Raw genomic sequence first — 19,907 nt, forward strand, 5'->3', positions numbered from 1 at the left:
TTGATTCAATCAAAGCGCTGACAACGAAATAAGGCGAGCGAATGAAAAGAATCGTTATCACATCTAATACCAGTTGGTATTTGTATAATTTTCGTAAAAACACCATAAAAGCTCTACTTAACTCCGGTTATAGAGTGCTCGCAATTGCTCCACAAGATGACTATTCAAAAAAACTCGAAGCACTTGGTGCTGAATATCATCATATAGCTATCGACCAAGGTGGCACGAACCCTGTTAAAGATATAGGCACATTTTTTAGCTTTGCGAAGCTGTATCGAAAAACTCGACCTGCTGCTGTTTTAAACTTCACACCAAAGAATAATATCTACAGTACATTAGCGGCCAACCTTTTTGGTGCTAAGTCTATCAATAATATTGCCGGGCTTGGTATGGTGTTCATCAACGAAAACCTGACGGCTAAGTTAGCGCGTATTCTGTATAAAATTAGCCAACCCAGAGCGCATACTATTTTTTTCCAAAACGAAGATGACAGAGCATTGTTTGCAAAGCATAACCTTGCTCCTTTAGATATTACTGACCGAGTGCCAGGCTCCGGTGCCGATTTGTCTCGTTTTTCAGTTTCACCAAGTAATGACGATGGTACTGTTCGCTTTTTACTCATAGCGCGAATGCTCTATGACAAAGGCATCGGTCATTATGTCGAAGCTGCTCGTGAACTAAAAGCAAAGTATGGTGATGCGGTTGAGTTTCGACTCTTGGGGTTTCTTGATGTGAATAATCCATCTGCGGTCTCTAAGCAGGATATGCAATCTTGGGTGGATGAAGGTGTTGTCAATTACTTGGGAACGTCTGATTCGGTTGAAAAAGAAATTGCTCAAGTTGATTGTATGGTGTTGCCTTCTTTTTATAGAGAAGGTGTACCTAAATCTCTGCTGGAAGCATGCGCGATGGGTAAGCCTATTGTGACCACTGATAATGTAGGTTGCAGAGAGACTGTCGATGATGGCATCAATGGTTACCTGTGTGAACCTCGCAGTACTGCAAGCCTTGTTGAAAAACTTGAGCTAATGGCCACTCACTCTCATGAGCAACGCCTTGATATGGGCTTACAAAGCCGCATCAAGGTCGAGAACGAATTTGATGAAAAGATTGTCATCAATAGATATCTAGAAGCGGTTAAATCTGCACTGAATTAATTTCTAAATATGATTATGTTTCGAGGTGTCAACCTTGGTGTAAAAAACAACAAGTTGGTTAAAATGAAAATTGCAATTGCCGGTACAGGCTATGTAGGCTTATCAAATGCGATGCTATTATCACAGCATCATGAGGTTATCGCGGTCGATATTATCGAAGAGAAAGTAAGGCTATTGAACGATAAACGTTCTCCGATTGTCGATGCTGAAATTGAAGATTTCTTGGCGAATAAGCCATTAAACTTCACCGCGACACTCGATAAAGAATTGGCGTATTCAAATGCCGATTATGTGGTTATTGCTACCCCTACTGATTATGACGTAGAGACGAACTATTTTAATACCTCTTCCGTTGAAGTGGTAATTAAAGACGTGATGGCGATTAATCCTAGTGCAATGATGGTGATTAAGTCGACTGTTCCTGTGGGTTATACCGCGCGCATTAAAGAGGAACTTGAATGTGAAAACCTGATGTTCTCGCCAGAGTTCCTACGTGAAGGTAAAGCGTTATACGATAACCTACACCCGTCTCGTATTGTAGTCGGTGAGCGCTCTGAACGCGCACAAATTTTTGCTAACTTGTTGTTAGAAGGGGCGGTTAAAAAAGACGTAGAAATCCTCTATACCGATTCAACAGAAGCCGAAGCCGTAAAGCTGTTCTCTAATACCTACTTGGCACTTCGCGTCGCTTACTTTAACGAGCTAGATACCTATGCAGAATCGCACGGGTTAGATACGCGTCAAATTATCGATGGTGTGAGTTTAGACCCTCGCATTGGTTCTCATTACAACAACCCTTCATTTGGTTACGGTGGTTACTGCTTACCAAAAGATACTAAGCAACTGCGTGCTAACTACTCTGATGTGCCAAATAATATTATTGGAGCGATTGTGGATTCTAATACCACACGTAAAGATTTTATTGCCGACTCTATTATTAAAAGAAACCCAAGACGCGTTGGTATCTACCGATTAGTGATGAAGTCAGGCTCTGACAATTTCCGCGCTTCGAGCATTCAAGGCATTATGAAACGCCTTAAAGCAAAAGGCATTGAAGTGGTGGTGTTTGAACCAGAGCTTAAAGAAAAAGAGTTCTTCCACTCATTAGTATTAACAGATTTCGAGCAGTTTAAGTCAGGTTGTGATGTGATTGTCTCAAACCGCATGGCTCAAGAGTTAGCGGATGTAAAAGACAAAGTGTACACGCGCGATCTATTCGGTTCAGATTAAGGAATAAGCAATGAAGTATTTGGTAACGGGTGCTGCGGGTTTTATCGGCAGCGCGGTAGTAGAACAGCTAACCGCGAAAGGCCATCAGGTTGTCGGTATCGATAACCTGAATGACTACTACGATGTCGCATTGAAAGAAGCGCGCCTAGCACGTATTCAACATGCTAATTTTAAATTGGTTCAGTTAGACATTGCCGATCGCGATGGCGTCGCGAGTTTGTTTGAAACCGAGCAGTTTGACCAAGTGATTCACTTAGCCGCGCAAGCGGGGGTTCGTTATTCCATTGAAAACCCACATGCCTACGCAGATTCAAACTTAGTCGGTCATTTGAACATTCTTGAAGGGTGTCGTCATAATAAGGTGAAGCACTTGGTTTATGCCTCTTCAAGTTCTGTATACGGGTTGAATGCTAAAACACCGTTTGCAACGTCAGATTCGGTGGATCACCCAGTATCATTGTACGCAGCGACCAAGAAGTCGAATGAGCTAATGGCGCACAGCTATTCTCACTTATACGACATTCCAACCACAGGCTTACGCTTCTTTACCGTGTATGGTTCGTGGGGCCGTCCAGATATGGCTCCGTTTATCTTCACTAAGAAGATTCTGGATGGCGATACCATTGATATCAACAATAACGGCGATATGTGGCGTGATTTTACTCACGTAAACGATATTGTTGAGGGGGTGGTGCGTATCGCTGATGTGGTACCAACACGTGATAATGATTGGACGGTAGAAGCAGGCTCCCCTGCGACCAGTTCTGCGCCTTATGCCGTTTATAATATTGGCCATGGCTCTCCGATCAGCTTGATGGATTTTGTGAAAGCCATTGAAGACGAGTTAGGCATTGAAGCGAAGAAAAACTTCCGTGAAATGCAACCTGGTGATGTATACCAAACTTATGCAGACACACGAGACTTGTTTGCAGCAACGGGTTACACGCCGAAAGTAACGGTTAAAGAAGGTGTGGCTGAGTTTATTCAGTGGTACCGCGAGTTTTACAACAAGTAGAGTTCCATAGAGTGTTTTAAAGCCCAATATACAAACGACCCGGTTTGTTAAGTAATCCCCCTGTTTATTAATAACACCCTCTGATGCCTAAATTGCCTCATTCCATACTGGTTTGAGGTATTTTTCTTTAGATGCACACCTCAATCTCATCCGCAATATTTTTATATATACGTCAGTTAATAACACATAAGAATTTAAATAATGATCAAACACTGTTTATTCCCAGCAGCGGGTTATGGCACGCGCTTTTTACCTGCAACTAAATCCATGCCAAAAGAAATGATGCCTATCGTTAATAAGCCGCTTATTGAATACGGCGTTGACGAGGCGATTCAAGCAGGCATGACCAGCATGGCCGTTGTTACTGGCCGTGGTAAAAGCTCATTAATGGACCACTTCGATAAGAACTACGAACTTGAGCATCAAATTCAAGGCACTAACAAAGAGCCTTTACTCGATGATATACGTTCTTTGATTGATTCGGCTCAGTATACGTTTATTCGCCAACGTGAAATGAAAGGGCTAGGGCATGCCATTTTAACAGGTAAAGAACTGGTGGGTGAAAACCCATTTGCTGTTGTTCTGGCTGATGACCTTTGCATCAATGATGATAAAGGCGTGTTAGCACAAATGGCCGCGCTGTATCGCCAGTTCCGCTGTTCTATTGTTGCGGTAGAAGAGGTACCAGAATCTGAAACGCACAAGTACGGTGTAATTGCCGGCGAGCACTTAAGTGATGACCTGATTCGTATTACCGATATGGTCGAGAAGCCAGAGCAAGGCACAGCGCCAAGTAACCTCGCGATCATTGGGCGCTACATTCTAACCCCTGACATCTTCGATATTTTGGAAGACACACAGCCGGGTAAAGGCGGCGAAATCCAAATTACGGATGCGCTGTTAGAGCAAGCTCAAAAGGGTTGTGTGATTGCGTATAAGTTTAAAGGTAAGCGTTTTGACTGTGGCAGTGTTGATGGTTACATCGAAGCGACAAACTACTGTTATAAAAATGTCTACCTGAAAGGCAGCAAAGCCGAAATGGATCAAACTGCTACTGAAAAGGTGTAGCGCATATAAATTCGATGAATCGCGATAGTTTTATCTTTATTGCTGTCACTTCATTGTTCCATGGAATCACCTTTTTCTAACAATCCCCAAGGCTTAAATTAATGTCATTGTTTGAATACTTTGTCGAACTTTCTCTGTTCTTCTTTCTTTCCTTTTCGGTGTTGTACTGCATGCGTAAAGTGGGCTATGCCATTGGCTTAGTCGACAAACCGAATGCCAGAAAACATCATGAAGGTGTGGTTCCTTTGGTGGGAGGCATCTCTCTTTGCATTACCGTGTTGTACTTCCTTTACGTGAATGCGGCGGAATTCAAGAGGGTTGAGATAGCGGCGGCGTGCTTAACGGTACTGGTATTGATTGGGGTGGTCGACGACCGCTTTGACATCAGTTTTAAGCTCCGAATGGGTGTGCAAGCCATCTTAGCTTTGATCATCATGAACTATACGGGGTTAACCCTCTCTCATGTTGGTGATGTATTCGGATTGGGTGTGCTGGAATTCCCTGTCGTGGTTGATAGCATCGTTACTGTGATTGCCGTGATCGCTGCCATTAACGCCTTTAACATGGTCGATGGTATTGATGGGCTACTGGGCGGTTTAAGCATGGTAGTGTTTGCATCGTTGGGTGTGGTGTTCTTCGCTTATGAACTCGAGTTTTACGCCTTTTTCATGGCTGTGATGGTGGTGATCTTATTACCCTTTGTGCTGTTTAATTTGGGTTATTTTGGCAAGCTGCGTAAAGTGTTTATGGGCGATGCCGGCAGCATGATGATTGGCTTCATTGTCATCTGGGTTTTAATTGGCGGAACGCAGTCCGAAGAGGGGCCTTATGTCATTCGACCTGTGACCGCCTTGTGGTTAATTGCGGTGCCTTTGATTGATATGATGGCCATTATGATCCGTCGGATTCGTAAAGGGCATTCTCCGTTCCATCCTGACCGTGAGCATTTTCATCACATCATGCAGCGCATCGGTTTTACACCTCGTGAGTCGTTAGTGGTGATTTGCTTGGTGCAATTGGCGTACTCAACGCTGGGCCTATTAGGCGAATACTTCCAAGTACCAGAGTTCATTATGTTCTACATCATTGTGGCGTGTTTCTTATTCCACACTTACGCGATGACGCACTCGTTTAAGATGGCGAAGATAGTAAGAAAATGGAAGAAGCTAGAATCGAAATAGTTTGATGTGTCGTTAACGGACAGGTCTATATCGCAGTGCTTAGCTGGTTAAATTAGAGAGTTAGAGAGTTAGAGAGTTAGAGAGTTAGAGAGTTAGAGAGTTAAAGAGCTAAAGCAGTCACAATAGTTCAAACTAAGACAAACATAGAAAAAGGGCCCAATCTCAATATGAGGTGGGCCCTTTTTACGTTTAACTTGAGAAGTTTTAGACTTGAGCGCTTTTGCTCTTAATCATTTTCATTTGAAACCTAAACCATTAATACACTTCTAATCACTAGTACACTTTTTCTGGAAGATTACGCCAACTTCTAATCCAGCTTGTAATACGCCAAACATAGCTCATGGCTACAGTGTATGACGTAAAACAGATCATAAACAGGATGAACATGGTCGATTCCGCAATCTCTAGGAACTCCCCGTAGATACCGAACCCTGCAAAGGCACTTGCGATTAAACAAATGATGGCCAGGGTTTGTCGTGAGGTAAAACCAAGGCGCTGGAAAATGTGGTGTAAATGCTCTCTGTCGGGTTTGAATGGAGAATCACCGCGGCGTATACGTCTGAACATGATAGCGGCCATATCCATCAGCGGCACAGCAATTAGCCACAATGCTGTAATTGGACGCATCATGGTTTCTAATGGATCTTGGCTGGCACCTAACAGTAACCAAATCACGGTAAAGCCAATCATCATGCTACCAGCATCGCCCATAAAGACTTTACGCTCTCGCCCAAGAATACCAAGGTTCATCATGATATAAGGAACGGTTGCGACAATGAACACCACGCACAAATACGCTAAGCCGTGTTGGCTGTCTACTTGAAGTAAAATGGCGATACCACCAAAGGTCACAATAGCAAGCCCACCTAATAAGCCATCAATACCATCGACCATATTGAACGCGTTAATCGCGCCAATCACAGCAAGTATCGTCACTACTGGGCTAAGAAACCCTAAATGCAGGTCGCCAGTACCAAATAGGTTGCCAATGTTCTCTAATCGAATATCGGCGAAATACATCATGCAGATGGAAAGAATCGCTTGCACCACCAGTCGTATTTTGAAGCTAATGTCGAACTTGTCATCAAGCGCCCCGATAATAATCAGCGTAATGACAGAAGCTAAAAAGAGTGGGCTATGCGGGATGACATCTGGGTGGGTAACGATGAACTGGCTAATGGTTAAGCTGATCGCTATACCCCCCACTAATGGGATCGCGCCACTGTGCAGTTTTCTCTCATTCGGTTTATCCACTAAGCCAATGGATTTCGCGAATTTTCTCATCAAAAAGAGTGAGGAAAAGGAAAAGAAACCAACAAATGATAGCTCTAATAACATGATTAACTCTAGCCAATGTTTTGTATGAATTTTAATTGCGTGCATCTTACGTTAAAATTATCAATATGTACACTCAGTTGAGTATGTTTTGTTCGTTATGTTTTGAGTGTGACATCGGTTTTCAGTATGTAAAATTGTGTTAATTAAGAATGATTGCTGCAATGCATTTTCTCGGATGATTTCTAACTCTTCATAGGTGCCTTAAACACAAAATGACATTTTTTTTCACATCCGATCCTCTTACCTGCGACGTTTCTTGATCTTCCGCTACAGTTTTGACTGTAAACTGTAGTAAAATTACGCTAATTTGTTTTTATACCGATTTATTTTGAATTGAACGAGGTCAGTCCTATGTCAGCTAAGAAGCCAATGGCTCTAGTGATCCTTGACGGTTACGGTTACCGTGAAGACAACCAAGACAACGCTATCGCGAACGCTAATACACCTGTATTAGACGGTCTTATTGCTAACCAACCTAACACGCTAATCTCGGCTTCTGGCTTAGATGTAGGCCTACCTGATGGCCAAATGGGTAACTCTGAAGTGGGTCACACCAACATCGGTGCGGGTCGCGTGGTATACCAAGATTTAACGCGTATTACTAAATCAATCGCAGACGGCGAATTCGGTCAAACTGAAGCGCTAGTGAATGCTGTTGATAAAGCGGTTAAAGCAGACAAAGCGGTTCACATCATGGGTCTTATGTCTCCAGGTGGCGTTCACTCTCATGAAGATCACATCTACGCAGCTGTTGAAATGGCAGCTGAGCGTGGCGCAGAGAAAATCTACCTACACGCTTTCCTAGACGGTCGTGATACGCCGCCACGTAGCGCAGAAAATACACTTGCACGTTTCCAAGCGCTATTCGCTAAGCTTGGTAAAGGTCGTGTTGCTTCGCTTATTGGTCGCTACTACGCAATGGACCGTGATAACAACTGGGATCGCGTTCAAGAATCTTACGACCTTCTGACTCAAGCAAAAGCAGAGTTCACATTCGACACTGCAGTAGCTGGCCTAGAAGCGGCTTACGCTCGTGACGAAAACGATGAGTTCGTTAAAGCGACTGAAATCAAAGCGGAAGGCGAAGAGTCTGCCGCTATCGTTGATGGCGATGCAGTTATCTTCATGAACTACCGTGCTGACCGTGCTCGTGAAATCACACGTGCATTCGTTCCTGATTTCGATGGTTTTGCTCGCAACGTATTCCCAGCGATCGATTTCGTGATGCTGACTCAATACGCAGCAGACATTCCACTGCTTTGTGCATTCCCACCTGCTTCTCTAGAGAACACTTACGGTGAATGGCTATCGAAAGAAGGCAAAACGCAGCTACGTATCTCTGAAACAGAGAAATACGCGCACGTGACGTTCTTCTTCAACGGCGGTAAAGAAGACGAGTTTGAAGGCGAAGAGCGTCAGCTTGTTGCTTCTCCAAAAGTAGCAACGTACGACCTACAGCCAGAAATGAGCGCACCAGAACTTACTGAAAAGCTTGTTGCAGCAATCAAAGGCGGCAAATACGACGCTATCGTTTGTAACTTCCCTAACTGTGACATGGTTGGCCACACTGGCGTTTACGATGCAGCAGTTAAAGCGGTAGAGTCGCTAGACGAATGTCTTGGCAAAGTGGTTGATGCAATCAAAGAAGCCGACGGCCAACTGCTTATCACAGCGGATCACGGTAATGCGGAAATGATGGTAAACCCAGAAACGGGTGGCATCCACACTGCGCACACTAACCTACCAGTTCCACTTATCTACGTGGGCAGCAAAGACGTTGAGTTCAAAGAAGGCGGTAAGCTGTCTGACCTAGCACCAACGATGCTTTCTCTATCTGGTATCGCAATCCCGGCAGAAATGTCAGGTGATGTGATCGTTAAGTAATTGTTTGGCTCAGCGGTTCACGTTGAGCTTTAATGATTTTGAAAGCCCGCACTTCAAAGTGCGGGCTTTTTTATAGATGCGAGATAAGAGTAAACGGGATTCGAAGAGCTTTAAGAGCAGATGCGAGATGCGGGTAAGCGAGTATCGAAGAGCTTTAAAGATCGAACCGGGTAAGCGAGTAGCGAAAAGCGATAAAGCAGAAAGAGAATTCCTTCTTTGCTTTTCGTATCTCGCTACTCGTTTACTCGTATCTATGTCATGTGCTTTTCGTATCTCGCAACTCGTTTACTCGTATCTAGTCATGTGCTTTTCGCATCTCGTCACTCGCTACTCTCATCTTGCTTTTAGAACAGAACGCTCAAAATCCAACAACCATTCTTTGCGGTTCATACCACCGGTGTAGCCGGTTAATGTTCCATTCGCACCGATGACTCTATGGCAGGGAACAACAATACTAAATGGGTTCTTGCCGTTCGCACCACCGACTGCTCTTACGGCTTTTGGGTTGTCCATTCTTTTAGCTTGTTCACCGTAACTGATGGTTTCGCCATAAGGAATGGTAGTTAAAGCCTGCCAAGCTGCTTTTTGAAAGTCAGTGCCTTTTATCGCCCTTAATGGCAAATCGAATTCTGTTCGTTGACATGCGAAGTACTCATCTAACTGTTTTGTCGCGAGTTGGCAAAGCTCATCTGGATTGCTAGTCATTAGCTCTTCGTGATTTACATGGTCAATTTCAATAATTGACACACCATTACTCACAATGATCATTTTGCCAATCGGTGTGTCATAAAGCATTTTGTAAATGGCGTCTTCCATGTCATCTTCCTTGTTCTAGTCTTTTTCTGCTCTCAAGTTCTTCGAATCTCGATACCCGAATCTCGCATCTGCTCTTACATTTTTTTGCATCTCGGTTAGTCGAATCTCTCATCTGCTCTTACATCTTTTCGCATCTCGATTACTCGCATCCCGCATCTGTTTTAGCTCTAACACGAAGCGCAAAGCAATACCCTGAAATACCGCCCATGATGTTCCCCAAGGCTAAGCCTATAAACAACCCTTCGACGCCATCGATTTGGCTGCCGATCCAAGCGAATGGAAGAGTAAATACAAATAGGCGCATGAAGCTCCACTGGAAGGCTTTGAGTGGTTGATGCATAGCATTCATGGCGCTAATCAGCATCATCACGATACCTTGGAACCCATAGCTAAATGGGACGACTAACAGGTAATGCCACAAGATGCTTCGTACGGATTCTTCTTGAGAAAAGAGGGCAGCCAAAGGGATGCTCAATGGCACCATCATTAAGAAAATCAAACCTTGGAACATCACGGCAAAGCGCATGCTTAAGAACAGAGCCTTGAAACTACGCTGTGGATTGTTAGCGCCAAAGTTCTGTGCCATGAAAGGCGTGAGGGCAGAAGTTAAAGACATCAACACGATGATCAAAATCGATTCGATACGCTGGGCAGCTCCGTAAGCCGCCACGGCTTCTGTTCCTTGTTTGGCTAACATCATCATGATTATGGCGCCAGCAATTGGGTTCAGAGCATTAGAAAGGGCGGCGGGTGTGCCGATGGTTAAGATCTGTTTCCAGTCATCGATAATGTTTTTTAGTTTGGGCGGAGCAAGTAGCTTTTCGCGTATGGTTAATACATACAGTGAGCCACATAACGCACCAAACCAACTGAATCCGCTAGCAATGGCGGCGCCTTGAATCCCTAATTCAGGGAAAGGGCCGTAACCAAAGATTAATAGAGGATCGAGAATGCCGTTGATAAGGCCGGCCAGCATCATTATCTTGGCGGGTGTTTTGGTATCGCCACTCGCTCGTATTGCGCTGTTGCCTGCCATAGGAATAACAAGCAGCGGTATCGCTAAATACCAGACTGTCATGTATTCAGATATGAGTGGCAGTAACTCAGGTTCAGCACCTAACAGAGTAAACATAGGCTCTAGCGTGAAAAGCCCTAGTGTTGATGTAAACCCAACAAGAAGCACCGCAAGTAATAAACCGTGACAAGTAAAGCGAGCTGCATTTTGCGCGCAACCTTGGCCAAGTAATCTTCCAATACATGTCGACAAGCCAATGCCTATGCCCATGGTAATGCAGTTTATGGCGAAGGTGACAGGGAAGGTAAAGCTCACCGCTGCGAGTGCTTGTGTGCCGAGCAATGAGATAAAGAACGTATCGACAAGGTTAAACATCAAGATCGCCACCATGCCGAAGATAGTCGGTATGGTCATGGTGCGTAGAGTCTGTGCTATCGGGGCCGTGAGAAGCCCATGCTTATCTTGCATGTAAAACGCCGTTGGAACTAAAACCGTAGGATAAACAGATGTGGGCGGGAAAGGAATAGCTTAAAGAGCAGATACGAGTAAACGGGATGCGAGATACGAATAGCAAAAACAAAGAAGGTGATTCTACTTTCTGCCTGCTCTTGCCTTTCGCTCTTCGCATCTCGTTTACTCGCATCCCGTATCTGCCCCTTAGATCACAATTTTTTCTTTTCCCCCTTGGGTTCTCCCACATCGCCCCAACATATTGGGTAACCCCATGCCAATCGTGGCAACTATCATATTAAATGGAAATTATCAGGAGATACGACCGATGAATATCCGTCCTCTACACGACCGAGTTATCGTTGAGCGCCAAGAAGTTGAATCTAAATCTGCTGGTGGCATCGTTCTAACTGGTTCTGCCGCTGAAAAATCAACGCGCGGTACTATTCTAGCTGTTGGTAAAGGCCGCATTCTAGAAAATGGTTCAGTACAACCATTGGACGTTAAAGTTGGCGATACCGTTATCTTCTCTGAAGGCTACGGCACTAAAACTGAAAAGATCGACGGCAAAGAAGTTCTGATCATGTCTGAAAACGACATCATGGCGATCGTTGAGTAATCCGACCCATAAAACTGAACTGAATAAAGAATTTTAAAGGAAATTAAGATGGCTGCTAAAGACGTTAAATTTGGTAACGACGCACGTATTAAAATGCTAGAAGGTGTAAACGTTCTGGCTGATGCAGTAAAAGTAACGCTAGGTCCTAAAGGCCGTAATGTTGTTCTAGACAAATCATTTGGCGCACCGACGATCACTAAAGATGGTGTTTCAGTTGCACGTGAAATCGAACTTGAAGACAAGTTCCAAAACATGGGCGCACAAATGGTTAAAGAAGTGGCTTCGCAAGCGAATGACGCGGCGGGCGACGGAACAACAACAGCAACGGTATTGGCTCAGTCTATTATCGCTGAAGGCCTAAAAGCGGTTGCTGCTGGCATGAACCCAATGGATCTTAAGCGCGGCATCGACAAAGCGGTTATCGCGGCTGTTGAAGAGCTTAAGAACCTTTCTGTTCCTTGTTCAGACACTAAAGCTATCGCGCAAGTAGGTACTATCTCTGCGAACTCTGATTCGACAGTAGGTAACATCATTGCTGAAGCGATGGAAAAAGTAGGTCGTGATGGCGTCATCACGGTTGAAGAAGGTCAGGCTCTGCAAGACGAGCTAGACGTAGTTGAAGGTATGCAGTTCGACCGCGGTTACCTGTCTCCTTACTTCATCAACAACCAAGAAGCGGGTTCTGTTGATCTAGAAAGCCCATTCATTCTTCTTATCGACAAGAAAGTTTCGAACATCCGTGAACTTCTTCCGACTCTAGAAGCAGTTGCTAAGGCATCTCGTCCACTTCTTATCATTGCTGAAGATGTAGAAGGCGAAGCGCTAGCAACTCTTGTTGTGAACAACATGCGTGGCATCGTTAAAGTGGCTGCTGTTAAAGCACCTGGTTTCGGCGACCGTCGTAAATCTATGCTTCAAGACATCGCTATCCTAACGGGCGGCACGGTTATCTCTGAAGAGATCGGCCTAGACCTTGAAAAAGTAACGCTAGAAGACCTAGGTCAAGCTAAGCGCATTACGATCACTAAAGAAAACTCAACCATCATCGATGGTGCGGGTAATGAAGAGATGATCAAAGGTCGTGTTTCTCAAATTCGTCAACAAATCGAAGATGCAACGTCTGACTACGACAAAGAGAAGCTTCAAGAGCGCGTAGCTAAGCTAGCTGGCGGTGTTGCGGTAATCAAAGTTGGCGCAGCTACTGAAGTCGAGATGAAAGAGAAGAAAGACCGCGTTGAAGATGCACTTCACGCAACTCGCGCTGCTGTTGAAGAAGGTGTGGTTGCTGGTGGTGGTGTTGCACTTATCCGCGCTGCATCTAAAGTTGCTGGCCTTGAAGGCGACAACGAAGAGCAAAACGTAGGTATCCGTGTTGCACTACGTGCAATGGAAGCGCCTATTCGTCAAATCACTAAGAACGCAGGTGATGAAGAGTCTGTTGTTGCTAACAACGTTCGTGCTGGCGAAGGTAACTACGGTTACAACGCGGCTACTGGCGAATACGGCGACATGATTGCAATGGGTATCCTAGATCCAACTAAGGTAACGCGTTCTGCACTTCAGTTCGCAGCATCAGTTGCTGGTCTTATGATCACAACAGAAGCTATGATCACTGACAAGCCACAAGATTCTGGCCCTGCAATGCCTGATATGGGTGGCATGGGCGGTATGGGTGGCATGGGCGGCATGATGTAATCATCCCCCTTTCTCGTAACAGAGAAAGTCATACATAAGCTTTAGAACGGAGACCTCGGTCTCCGTTTTTTTATGTTTTGAAATTGTCACTCCCTACTGATCTTTTCTATACGTACCAGAGGACTTTTGTGTTCTGAGATTCCAGATACTTCGTCCCTCAGTTCTGGAATGACAGTTGTTATAGCTGGAGTTATTTTGCGTTTCGTCATTCCCTACAGCGAGGCACGAGCGTGATAGGGAACCTTTAGTGTTGTGCATCGAAATGTATGCTGACGGCTACTCTTACCTCTCACCGTATCCCTTTCTTTATATTGCTCTTTATGACTTAGCGGCTTATATTCAACAGTACAGTTATGACATCAATCTAACATGGCTAACTGTTTAATTAAGGATAATAAATGCTTGATTGATAATATATAAATCAAGTTAATAATAGTCAGTGGAGACTTCCCCAATGAAAAAACTACTTTCAGTACTTGCTGTGTCTGCCGCGGTAATGGCACCAGCTGCATTCGCTTCTTCGCCTGTTATGTTCTCAACCATTAACGGCTTCAACGCACCGGACTCAGATGCGGTTGGCGGTGTGCGCTTGGCTTTACTTCACGGACAAGTGAACGACCTTAAAGGCCTTGATCTTGCTGTTGTTGGTATGTCAGAGACGCAAACCACGACGGGTGTAAACTTGGGCATTTTTGGTGCATCAAAAGTAAACCAAGAGATGACTGGTGCTTCACTTGGTTTCTTCAACTGGAATACAGGTAAAACGACGGGTCTAAACCTTGGTGCTGTAAACATCACTAACGATGTAAAAGGCGCGAACGTGAGCTTCGTAAACTACTCTGAAGGCGACACCATGGTTGATGTTGGTGCAGCTAACCTTTCTGAAGTGTCAACGGTTCAAGTGGGTATTTTCAACAAAACAACGAAGATCGAAGGCGTACAGATTGGTTTGATCAACTGTGCTGATAACGGTTTCTTCCCGTGCTTCCCTATTGTGAACTTTGCTAAGTAAATTGTAGTGAGCCTTTCAGCTCCCTATTGGCGAGTTGCTTTTTTTAGTAAGGCTTAAAGCTTTCAATGTTTAAACCTATTAACGCCTAAGCCCTTGAGTTTAGGCGTCATTGTTTTCCATTCCTAACGCACATAGCTCAAATGACTTAATAAGCATTCTGTTTTATATTTGCTATTGCAGTATTTTTACTTATAAGTACAATGTGCGATAAATTCCCAACGATGATTTATATGCTTTGATTAATACCCATACCGTCGATTTTAAAAAGGCTTTTTTAAGTCTGACCGCCAGTTTTTTAGTAGTTTTGGGCTTGTTGCTCGTTGATTCAGCGGAAGAATCAGATAAACAGTATGGAATCGAAAACCAAGGCGTGACACGCTCTTTAGCGGAGCTCACACAGATCATAAATGCGCTTGAGTACAACATCACGGCGCTCTATCCATTGCATGGGGATACCTATGTATTCTCGCATGAGAAAAAGGTCGAAGATGAAACGTGCTATTTCACTAGTGAAGAGCAGCATGCCCCTCGCTTTGACTTTATGTTCTCTGGCCCCAGCGAGATGTGCGACCCTAAGTCGGATCTTCATACTGAAGCCGGTAAGCGTCTGTTTATCGCGCCAACCATGGCTTATTTCGCCAATACCATTGATACCATCTCAGCGATCTACTTCATTTCGAAAGAGAAGTTTGTTATCTCTTCTCCCTCTGATATTGCCCAATATATGAAAGGTGATACGTTCGACTCTGTCGTAAATAGCCGACCATATTGGATTAATACGATTCGCTTTGGTTTAGCTCAAGGGCAAGACCAAGTGGTGTACACCGGCCAATACGATGATTACTTAACAGGTAAGAAAGTGGTGACCTTAACCAAGGGGATTTACGTTAATGGTGAATTCAAAGGGGTGTTGGGTGTCGATGGATATGTCTCTAATCTAGTCTCGAACCCTACCCATGGCTATAAAGTCACGAGTACTCGAGGCGCAAACAAGTACGGGTTTATGGACTTTACCTATTCCAAGCCTCTGTATGTTGATGACATTAACACCCAGCTATACCTGAGCATTGAAGAAGATAAGATCGAGCACTTTCTACATGTTTTGGAGATGGAAAGAGTCCAGCTTGTCATATTATTAGCGTTGTATTTCATCTTGTCTTTATGGCTGTGGCGTGTATATGTCAAACAAGAGCACAAGCGGTTGAATGATTTAGCGATGCTTGACCCCATGACGGGTCTAATGAATCGACGCGGCTTTGAAGCTAAATTGTTAGCACAAGAAGAAGCATCGATTATTGGCTTCGGTGTGTTCGATATTGACGACTTTAAAAAGGTAAATGATCAATATGGGCACAAAATCGGAGACGAAGTGATTTGTCATGTTGCTCAGTTGATGATGAACAGCATTAGACAACAAGATATTGTCGCCAGGTTTGGTGGTGAAGAGTTTGTCGTGGCTATTACTGGCGAATCATCGGAGTTGCTTACGTCGATTTTTGAGCGGATACAAAACGACATTAATTTACAAAGTTATCGTTGTGCGAATGGTGACAAGATTGATATATCAGTTTCAGGTGGAGCGACGCTTTACTCACTGTATAAGTTTGATAGTGTCGGGCACTTGTGGGAAAACCAGAGTATTCGCGGTTCCGACGAGCAGCTTTATAAGGCTAAAGCTTCGGGTAAGAATCAAGTGCTGATTCACGTGTACTAAGAGTTGTGCTTTGGTTTGGAATACGTTTCTAAACGAATAAATGAACAAGCGAATAGCCTAGTTGTTTTCCAACTAGGCTTTTTGATTTGATTTGATTTGATTTGATGAAGAGGGGGGGGGGAGTTGTTATTTTTTCATTCGCCCTTTATTCATCCATTTTTGGTGAACACCACGACGTAGGCTTTGGAAGCTGTTCTCGACCTTGTCGACCCCAAGCAAAATCACCAATGCCATTAGCGTGATGATAACCGACTGCGAAAGGTGCCCTAACGCAATCATCATCCCCAACGCCGCCAACACCCAAATAATGGCGGCTGAGGTGACACCATGAATCTTTCCATCCAATGTCATCATTACCCCAGCACCAAGGAATCCAACCCCCGTAATTATCTGACCAAGCACACGAGCTTGATCGAGAGTGTTGGGGGATAGGCTAATCGCCATGGTGAGGAAGAAATAGGTACCGCTGATGATCAGAATCGACGTTCGGATTCCGACGGGTTTACCACGAGTTTGTCTTTCGATTCCTATCAACGATCCACACAGCATACATGCTGCAAGGCCTGCCCAGCTAAAGGGGGCAAGGTTGAGAGTTTGTTCTATAAATTGTGACATATCACCCCTCCTAAGAATTTAGAATAGAGCCGAGTATGCTAATAATAGACCGGACGATCGAACAAAAAATTTTTGTCTTAACGGTTGGTGCTAATGATGAAGCGCTAGCAGCCTGTCGTGGTTAGTGCGAATACTGGTGTGGTCGTCTCGGTCGCTTCTTGGTACTCAAGATAGCAGTTTTCCCCTACCTTTTTACGACTTGCTGGAGCGTAGATAATTTTTCCATCTTTGTCATTACTGTTCGTAAAGTACCAATCTGCATTACCGACTCCCCACTCAGCATCAAGAAAGGTGGATTCGATGAGCATTGACCAAGCGTCGCTGTTGATTGCTGCTGGGTAGCCGTAGACGACTGAAATATTGTCACCCTCAACGTTAATCGATGCGCTAGCTGCTTTATCTAAGCCTAATGCTGATGTCTTACCATAAAGCATAGCACTAGCACCTTCCATTCCGCCCTTGAGGCCATTTAATGTTGAGATACGAGCATCGGTTTGAAGGTTGAGAAACTTAGAGGCTGCAGTCACCGAAACAATACCCAGAATCACGATGACCACGACCAGTTCAATGATGGTGAAGCCTTTTGATCTGAGTTTAGACGCTTGTCGGGATGTGATTGCTGGTGGAGTGACTGAGCTCGTGTGTTTCATTGATACTACTTCTTTATTCAATGTGTAGGTCGAGTGGCGTCTTGCTGCTGCGGCCGCCAATCTCGCGAGTTAGCTTTGGTACTAGGTAGCCAGAAACTTCAGAGATCAAGCCTTTGAAGTGGTGCTTGGCTTCTTCATCAGAAATATAGAAATGAGCAGCGCCCTGAACCTTATCAAGTACATGCATATAGTAAGGTAAAATACCGGCGTCGAATAGCTTCTTGCTTAATTCTTTCAACGAGTTAGCGCTGTCATTTACGCCTTTTAGCATCACACCTTGATTGAGTAGAGTCGCACCACTTTGCTTCAACTTATAGAAGGCTTGCTTGAGCTCTAAGTTAATCTCGTTGGCATGATTAATATGGCTGACTATCACCACATTGAGGCGAGTTTGAGCTAACAATTGGCACAGTTCATCCGTCACTCGGGCAGGGATCACGACAGGTAAACGGCTATGGATACGAACGGTTGTCACATGCGGAATCTGTTCGATGGCATGGATAAGCCAATCTAGCTCGCTGTCCTTTGCCATCAGAGGGTCGCCGCCAGACAAGATCACTTCGTTGATCTCAGGATGTTGAGCCACATAGTCTAAGCTGACTTGCCAAACTGACTTTGAGCCTTTGTTGTCTTGATAAGGGAAGTGACGGCGGAAGCAGTAGCGACAGTTGATGGCGCAACCACCTTTTACGATCATTAGCGCGCGGCTTTTATATTTGTGCAGCAGCCCTGGGATCGCGTTGTCTTGTTCTTCCAGTGGATCAGCCGAATAACCTTGGTGTACTTCGAACTCTTCGCTTAAAGGTAATACCTGACGCAGTAATGGATCGTGAGGGTTGCCTTTTTCCATTCGCTCGACAAAACTTAGGGGCACCCGAAGGGCAAATAACTCACGAGCAGCAAACCCTGCTTGCCACGGTGTTGGGTCTATTTCCAATGCTTCAAGCAGTTTTGTCGGGTCAGAGATCGCATTCGATAGTTGTTTGAGCCAGTTTTGCTCAACAGATTCGACTTTTCGGGTTATGATATGCGGCATTGAAATTAACTCAAAGATGTGGAAGAGAAAATCATGGCGTCAGTAAGCACCAATGAATTCAAAGGCGGTTTAAAATTCATGTTAGATAACGAGCCTTGCGCAATTATCGACAATGAATACGTTAAGCCAGGTAAAGGCCAAGCGTTTAACCGTGTAAAACTTCGTAAACTGCTGTCAGGCAAAGTGTTAGAGAAAACATTCAAGTCAGGCGAAAGCTTCGAGCTTGCAGATGTTGTTGACGTTGAACTAGGCTACCTATACAACGATGGCGAATTCTACCACTTCATGAACAACGAAACATTTGAGCAAATCGCAGCAGACGTAAAAGCAGTCGCTGACTCAGCAAAATGGTTAGTTGAAAATGACGTTTGTACTCTAACGTTGTGGAATGATAACCCTATCACTGTTACTCCGCCAAACTTTGTTGAGATCGAAGTAACTGAAACCGATCCTGGCCTGAAAGGCGATACACAGGGTACTGGTGGTAAACCTGCAACTCTAGCAACAGGCGCGGTAGTTCGCGTACCTCTATTCATCGCTATCGGTGAAGTTGTTAAAGTTGATACTCGTACTGGCGAATACGTTGGTCGTGTAAAATAATTTGATTGTGCCCATCTTGTTTAGGATGGCTCAATGAAATAAGAAAGGTCGCTTATGAGCGGCCTTTTTTGTATCTGACGATCAGGAAAAGCAGATTCGAGTAAACGAGATGCGAGATACGAAGAGCTTGAAGAGCAGATACAAGTAAGCGGGATGCGGGATGCGAAGAGCTTGAAGGGCAGATGCGAGTAAACGAGATGCGAGATACGAAGAGCTTGAAGGGCAGATACGCGTAAACGAGATCCGGGATACGAAGAGCTGAAAGAGCAGATTAGAGTAAGCGGGATGCGAGATACGAAAAGCAGGAAGATCAGAGCGAGTCAGAGAGATAAGATATTCGACAAACAATAAAAAAGCAGAGCTGGATAACCTAGCTCTGCTTTTAAGCTCTTCGATACTCGTTTACTCGAATCCCGTATCTGCTCTTAAATCATAAAGATGAAGATAACAGACAACGCGCTGATTAGGCCTGCAACGAAGTAGCAGCCAACTTTACCTGCAACGCCGACGTGGAACTTAAGGTCGTGCATGCCGTGGTGAAGACGGTGCATTGCGTGCCACATTGGCAGTGCTAGCGTACCGATGATGAATAGCGCACCGATAATGCTGGTGGCAAACTCAGAGACGCGTTCGTAGCTCATTGCATCCGCATCGATAATGCCCATTGGCACTAAGATACCCAGCACTAGGATCGTGATTGGTGTGATCATCGCGAACCAAGTACCACCAGCGCCGAATAGGCCCCACCAGATTGGTTCATCAGAGCGTTTCGGATTGTGGTTAACATTGTAATTTGTGTTCATAACGAAGCT

Annotated in this window: 18 protein-coding genes; 11 read left to right on the forward strand and 7 right to left on the reverse strand. The window is 44.6% G+C overall.

What is annotated here, in order from left to right; all coding sequences use genetic code 11:
* The first annotated feature begins 41 nt into the window (after nt 1-41).
* The 5 genes from AC3CKG_RS01055 to wecA (AC3CKG_RS01075) all read left to right on the forward strand — a co-directional run bounded on the left by AC3CKG_RS01055 (nt 42) and on the right by wecA (AC3CKG_RS01075) (nt 5,651).
* The gene (locus tag AC3CKG_RS01055) at nt 42-1,157 is read left to right on the forward strand and encodes a glycosyltransferase family 4 protein (protein WP_488528691.1); all 1,116 of its coding nucleotides are present in this window, start codon (nt 42-44) and stop codon (nt 1,155-1,157) included.
* Between the two features lie 63 nt (nt 1,158-1,220).
* The gene (locus AC3CKG_RS01060) at nt 1,221-2,387 is read left to right on the forward strand and encodes a nucleotide sugar dehydrogenase (RefSeq protein WP_488528692.1); all 1,167 of its coding nucleotides are present in this window, start codon (nt 1,221-1,223) and stop codon (nt 2,385-2,387) included.
* Between the two features lie 10 nt (nt 2,388-2,397).
* Complete coding sequence (locus AC3CKG_RS01065) at nt 2,398-3,402, forward strand: NAD-dependent epimerase (RefSeq protein WP_488528693.1); 1,005 nt, start codon at nt 2,398-2,400, stop codon at nt 3,400-3,402.
* Between the two features lie 201 nt (nt 3,403-3,603).
* Nucleotides 3,604-4,470 (forward strand): UTP--glucose-1-phosphate uridylyltransferase GalU, encoded by an 867-nt coding sequence (gene galU, locus AC3CKG_RS01070; RefSeq protein ID WP_488528694.1) that lies wholly within the window; start codon nt 3,604-3,606, stop codon nt 4,468-4,470.
* Nucleotides 4,471-4,571: 101 nt separating this feature from the next.
* Entirely contained in the window at nt 4,572-5,651 is a 1,080-nt protein-coding gene (wecA, locus tag AC3CKG_RS01075; protein ID WP_488528695.1) for a UDP-N-acetylglucosamine--undecaprenyl-phosphate N-acetylglucosaminephosphotransferase, read from the forward strand.
* Nucleotides 5,652-5,924: 273 nt separating this feature from the next.
* Here the strand turns inward: wecA (AC3CKG_RS01075) and wecA (AC3CKG_RS01080) are convergent, their stop codons facing one another.
* Nucleotides 5,925-6,989 (reverse strand): UDP-N-acetylglucosamine--undecaprenyl-phosphate N-acetylglucosaminephosphotransferase, encoded by a 1,065-nt coding sequence (gene wecA / locus AC3CKG_RS01080; RefSeq protein ID WP_488528696.1) that lies wholly within the window; start codon nt 6,987-6,989, stop codon nt 5,925-5,927.
* A gap of 351 nt (nt 6,990-7,340) precedes the next feature.
* Here wecA (AC3CKG_RS01080) and gpmM point away from each other — a divergent pair, with 351 nt between their 5' ends.
* Entirely contained in the window at nt 7,341-8,873 is a 1,533-nt protein-coding gene (gpmM, locus tag AC3CKG_RS01085) for a 2,3-bisphosphoglycerate-independent phosphoglycerate mutase (RefSeq protein WP_488528697.1), read from the forward strand.
* Nucleotides 8,874-9,206: 333 nt separating this feature from the next.
* Here the strand turns inward: gpmM and AC3CKG_RS01090 are convergent, their stop codons facing one another.
* Together AC3CKG_RS01090 and AC3CKG_RS01095 are read right to left on the reverse strand one after the other, a co-directional pair.
* Nucleotides 9,207-9,689, reverse strand: a complete 483-nt coding sequence (locus AC3CKG_RS01090) for a methylated-DNA--[protein]-cysteine S-methyltransferase (protein WP_488528698.1) — start codon at nt 9,687-9,689, stop codon at nt 9,207-9,209.
* A gap of 139 nt (nt 9,690-9,828) precedes the next feature.
* The gene (locus tag AC3CKG_RS01095; protein ID WP_488528699.1) at nt 9,829-11,172 is read right to left on the reverse strand and encodes an MATE family efflux transporter; all 1,344 of its coding nucleotides are present in this window, start codon (nt 11,170-11,172) and stop codon (nt 9,829-9,831) included.
* Nucleotides 11,173-11,482: 310 nt separating this feature from the next.
* Between AC3CKG_RS01095 and AC3CKG_RS01100 the strand changes: the two genes are divergently transcribed.
* The 4 genes from AC3CKG_RS01100 to AC3CKG_RS01115 all read left to right on the forward strand — a co-directional run bounded on the left by AC3CKG_RS01100 (nt 11,483) and on the right by AC3CKG_RS01115 (nt 16,194).
* Nucleotides 11,483-11,773, forward strand: a complete 291-nt coding sequence (locus tag AC3CKG_RS01100; RefSeq protein ID WP_004733324.1) for a co-chaperone GroES — start codon at nt 11,483-11,485, stop codon at nt 11,771-11,773.
* 48 nt (nt 11,774-11,821) lie between these two features.
* Entirely contained in the window at nt 11,822-13,468 is a 1,647-nt protein-coding gene (groL, locus tag AC3CKG_RS01105; RefSeq protein ID WP_017081617.1) for a chaperonin GroEL, read from the forward strand.
* A 454-nt stretch (nt 13,469-13,922) separates the two neighbouring features.
* Complete coding sequence (locus AC3CKG_RS01110) at nt 13,923-14,480, forward strand: VC2662 family protein (RefSeq protein ID WP_029223230.1); 558 nt, start codon at nt 13,923-13,925, stop codon at nt 14,478-14,480.
* A gap of 235 nt (nt 14,481-14,715) precedes the next feature.
* The gene (locus AC3CKG_RS01115; RefSeq protein WP_488528700.1) at nt 14,716-16,194 is read left to right on the forward strand and encodes a sensor domain-containing diguanylate cyclase; all 1,479 of its coding nucleotides are present in this window, start codon (nt 14,716-14,718) and stop codon (nt 16,192-16,194) included.
* Nucleotides 16,195-16,320: 126 nt separating this feature from the next.
* On the opposite strand, the gene AC3CKG_RS01120 is transcribed toward AC3CKG_RS01115, so the two are convergent.
* The 3 genes from AC3CKG_RS01120 to epmB form a co-directional block, all read right to left on the reverse strand.
* A complete protein-coding gene (locus tag AC3CKG_RS01120) occupies nt 16,321-16,809 on the reverse strand; it encodes an MgtC/SapB family protein (protein WP_017108670.1) in 489 nt (162 codons plus the stop codon).
* A 104-nt stretch (nt 16,810-16,913) separates the two neighbouring features.
* A complete protein-coding gene (locus tag AC3CKG_RS01125; RefSeq protein WP_102328505.1) occupies nt 16,914-17,459 on the reverse strand; it encodes a prepilin-type N-terminal cleavage/methylation domain-containing protein in 546 nt (181 codons plus the stop codon).
* Between the two features lie 13 nt (nt 17,460-17,472).
* On the reverse strand, nt 17,473-18,495 hold the full coding sequence (gene epmB / locus AC3CKG_RS01130) for an EF-P beta-lysylation protein EpmB (RefSeq protein ID WP_099167225.1): 1,023 nt from the start codon (nt 18,493-18,495) through the stop codon (nt 17,473-17,475).
* Between the two features lie 33 nt (nt 18,496-18,528).
* Between epmB and efp the strand changes: the two genes are divergently transcribed.
* Nucleotides 18,529-19,095: an elongation factor P gene (gene efp / locus AC3CKG_RS01135; protein WP_009847919.1), complete on the forward strand. Its 567-nt coding sequence runs from the start codon at nt 18,529-18,531 to the stop codon at nt 19,093-19,095.
* Between the two features lie 425 nt (nt 19,096-19,520).
* On the opposite strand, the gene frdD is transcribed toward efp, so the two are convergent.
* The gene (gene frdD, locus AC3CKG_RS01140; protein ID WP_009847918.1) at nt 19,521-19,898 is read right to left on the reverse strand and encodes a fumarate reductase subunit FrdD; all 378 of its coding nucleotides are present in this window, start codon (nt 19,896-19,898) and stop codon (nt 19,521-19,523) included.
* Nucleotides 19,899-19,907: the final 9 nt, after the last annotated feature.

It is taken from the genome of Vibrio sp. QJM3NY_15, from assembly GCF_057785995.1.

Bases quoted from the DNA above. Each gene is read 5' to 3' on its own strand.
- AC3CKG_RS01125 (WP_102328505.1), bottom strand. From the start codon at position 17,459: ATGAAACACACGAGCTCAGTCACTCCACCAGCAATCACATCCCGACAA.
- AC3CKG_RS01065 (WP_488528693.1), top strand. From the start codon at position 2,398: ATGAAGTATTTGGTAACGGGTGCTGCGGGTTTTATCGGCAGCGCGGTA.
- wecA (WP_488528696.1), bottom strand. From the start codon at position 6,989: ATGTTATTAGAGCTATCATTTGTTGGTTTCTTTTCCTTTTCCTCACTC.
- groL (WP_017081617.1), top strand. From the start codon at position 11,822: ATGGCTGCTAAAGACGTTAAATTTGGTAACGACGCACGTATTAAAATG.
- AC3CKG_RS01100 (WP_004733324.1), top strand. From the start codon at position 11,483: ATGAATATCCGTCCTCTACACGACCGAGTTATCGTTGAGCGCCAAGAA.
- AC3CKG_RS01095 (WP_488528699.1), bottom strand. From the start codon at position 11,172: ATGCAAGATAAGCATGGGCTTCTCACGGCCCCGATAGCACAGACTCTA.
- AC3CKG_RS01055 (WP_488528691.1), top strand. From the start codon at position 42: ATGAAAAGAATCGTTATCACATCTAATACCAGTTGGTATTTGTATAAT.
- gpmM (WP_488528697.1), top strand. From the start codon at position 7,341: ATGTCAGCTAAGAAGCCAATGGCTCTAGTGATCCTTGACGGTTACGGT.
- AC3CKG_RS01090 (WP_488528698.1), bottom strand. From the start codon at position 9,689: ATGGAAGACGCCATTTACAAAATGCTTTATGACACACCGATTGGCAAA.
- wecA (WP_488528695.1), top strand. From the start codon at position 4,572: ATGTCATTGTTTGAATACTTTGTCGAACTTTCTCTGTTCTTCTTTCTT.
- frdD (WP_009847918.1), bottom strand. From the start codon at position 19,898: ATGAACACAAATTACAATGTTAACCACAATCCGAAACGCTCTGATGAA.
- epmB (WP_099167225.1), bottom strand. From the start codon at position 18,495: ATGCCGCATATCATAACCCGAAAAGTCGAATCTGTTGAGCAAAACTGG.
- efp (WP_009847919.1), top strand. From the start codon at position 18,529: ATGGCGTCAGTAAGCACCAATGAATTCAAAGGCGGTTTAAAATTCATG.
- galU (WP_488528694.1), top strand. From the start codon at position 3,604: ATGATCAAACACTGTTTATTCCCAGCAGCGGGTTATGGCACGCGCTTT.
- AC3CKG_RS01120 (WP_017108670.1), bottom strand. From the start codon at position 16,809: ATGTCACAATTTATAGAACAAACTCTCAACCTTGCCCCCTTTAGCTGG.
- AC3CKG_RS01110 (WP_029223230.1), top strand. From the start codon at position 13,923: ATGAAAAAACTACTTTCAGTACTTGCTGTGTCTGCCGCGGTAATGGCA.
- AC3CKG_RS01060 (WP_488528692.1), top strand. From the start codon at position 1,221: ATGAAAATTGCAATTGCCGGTACAGGCTATGTAGGCTTATCAAATGCG.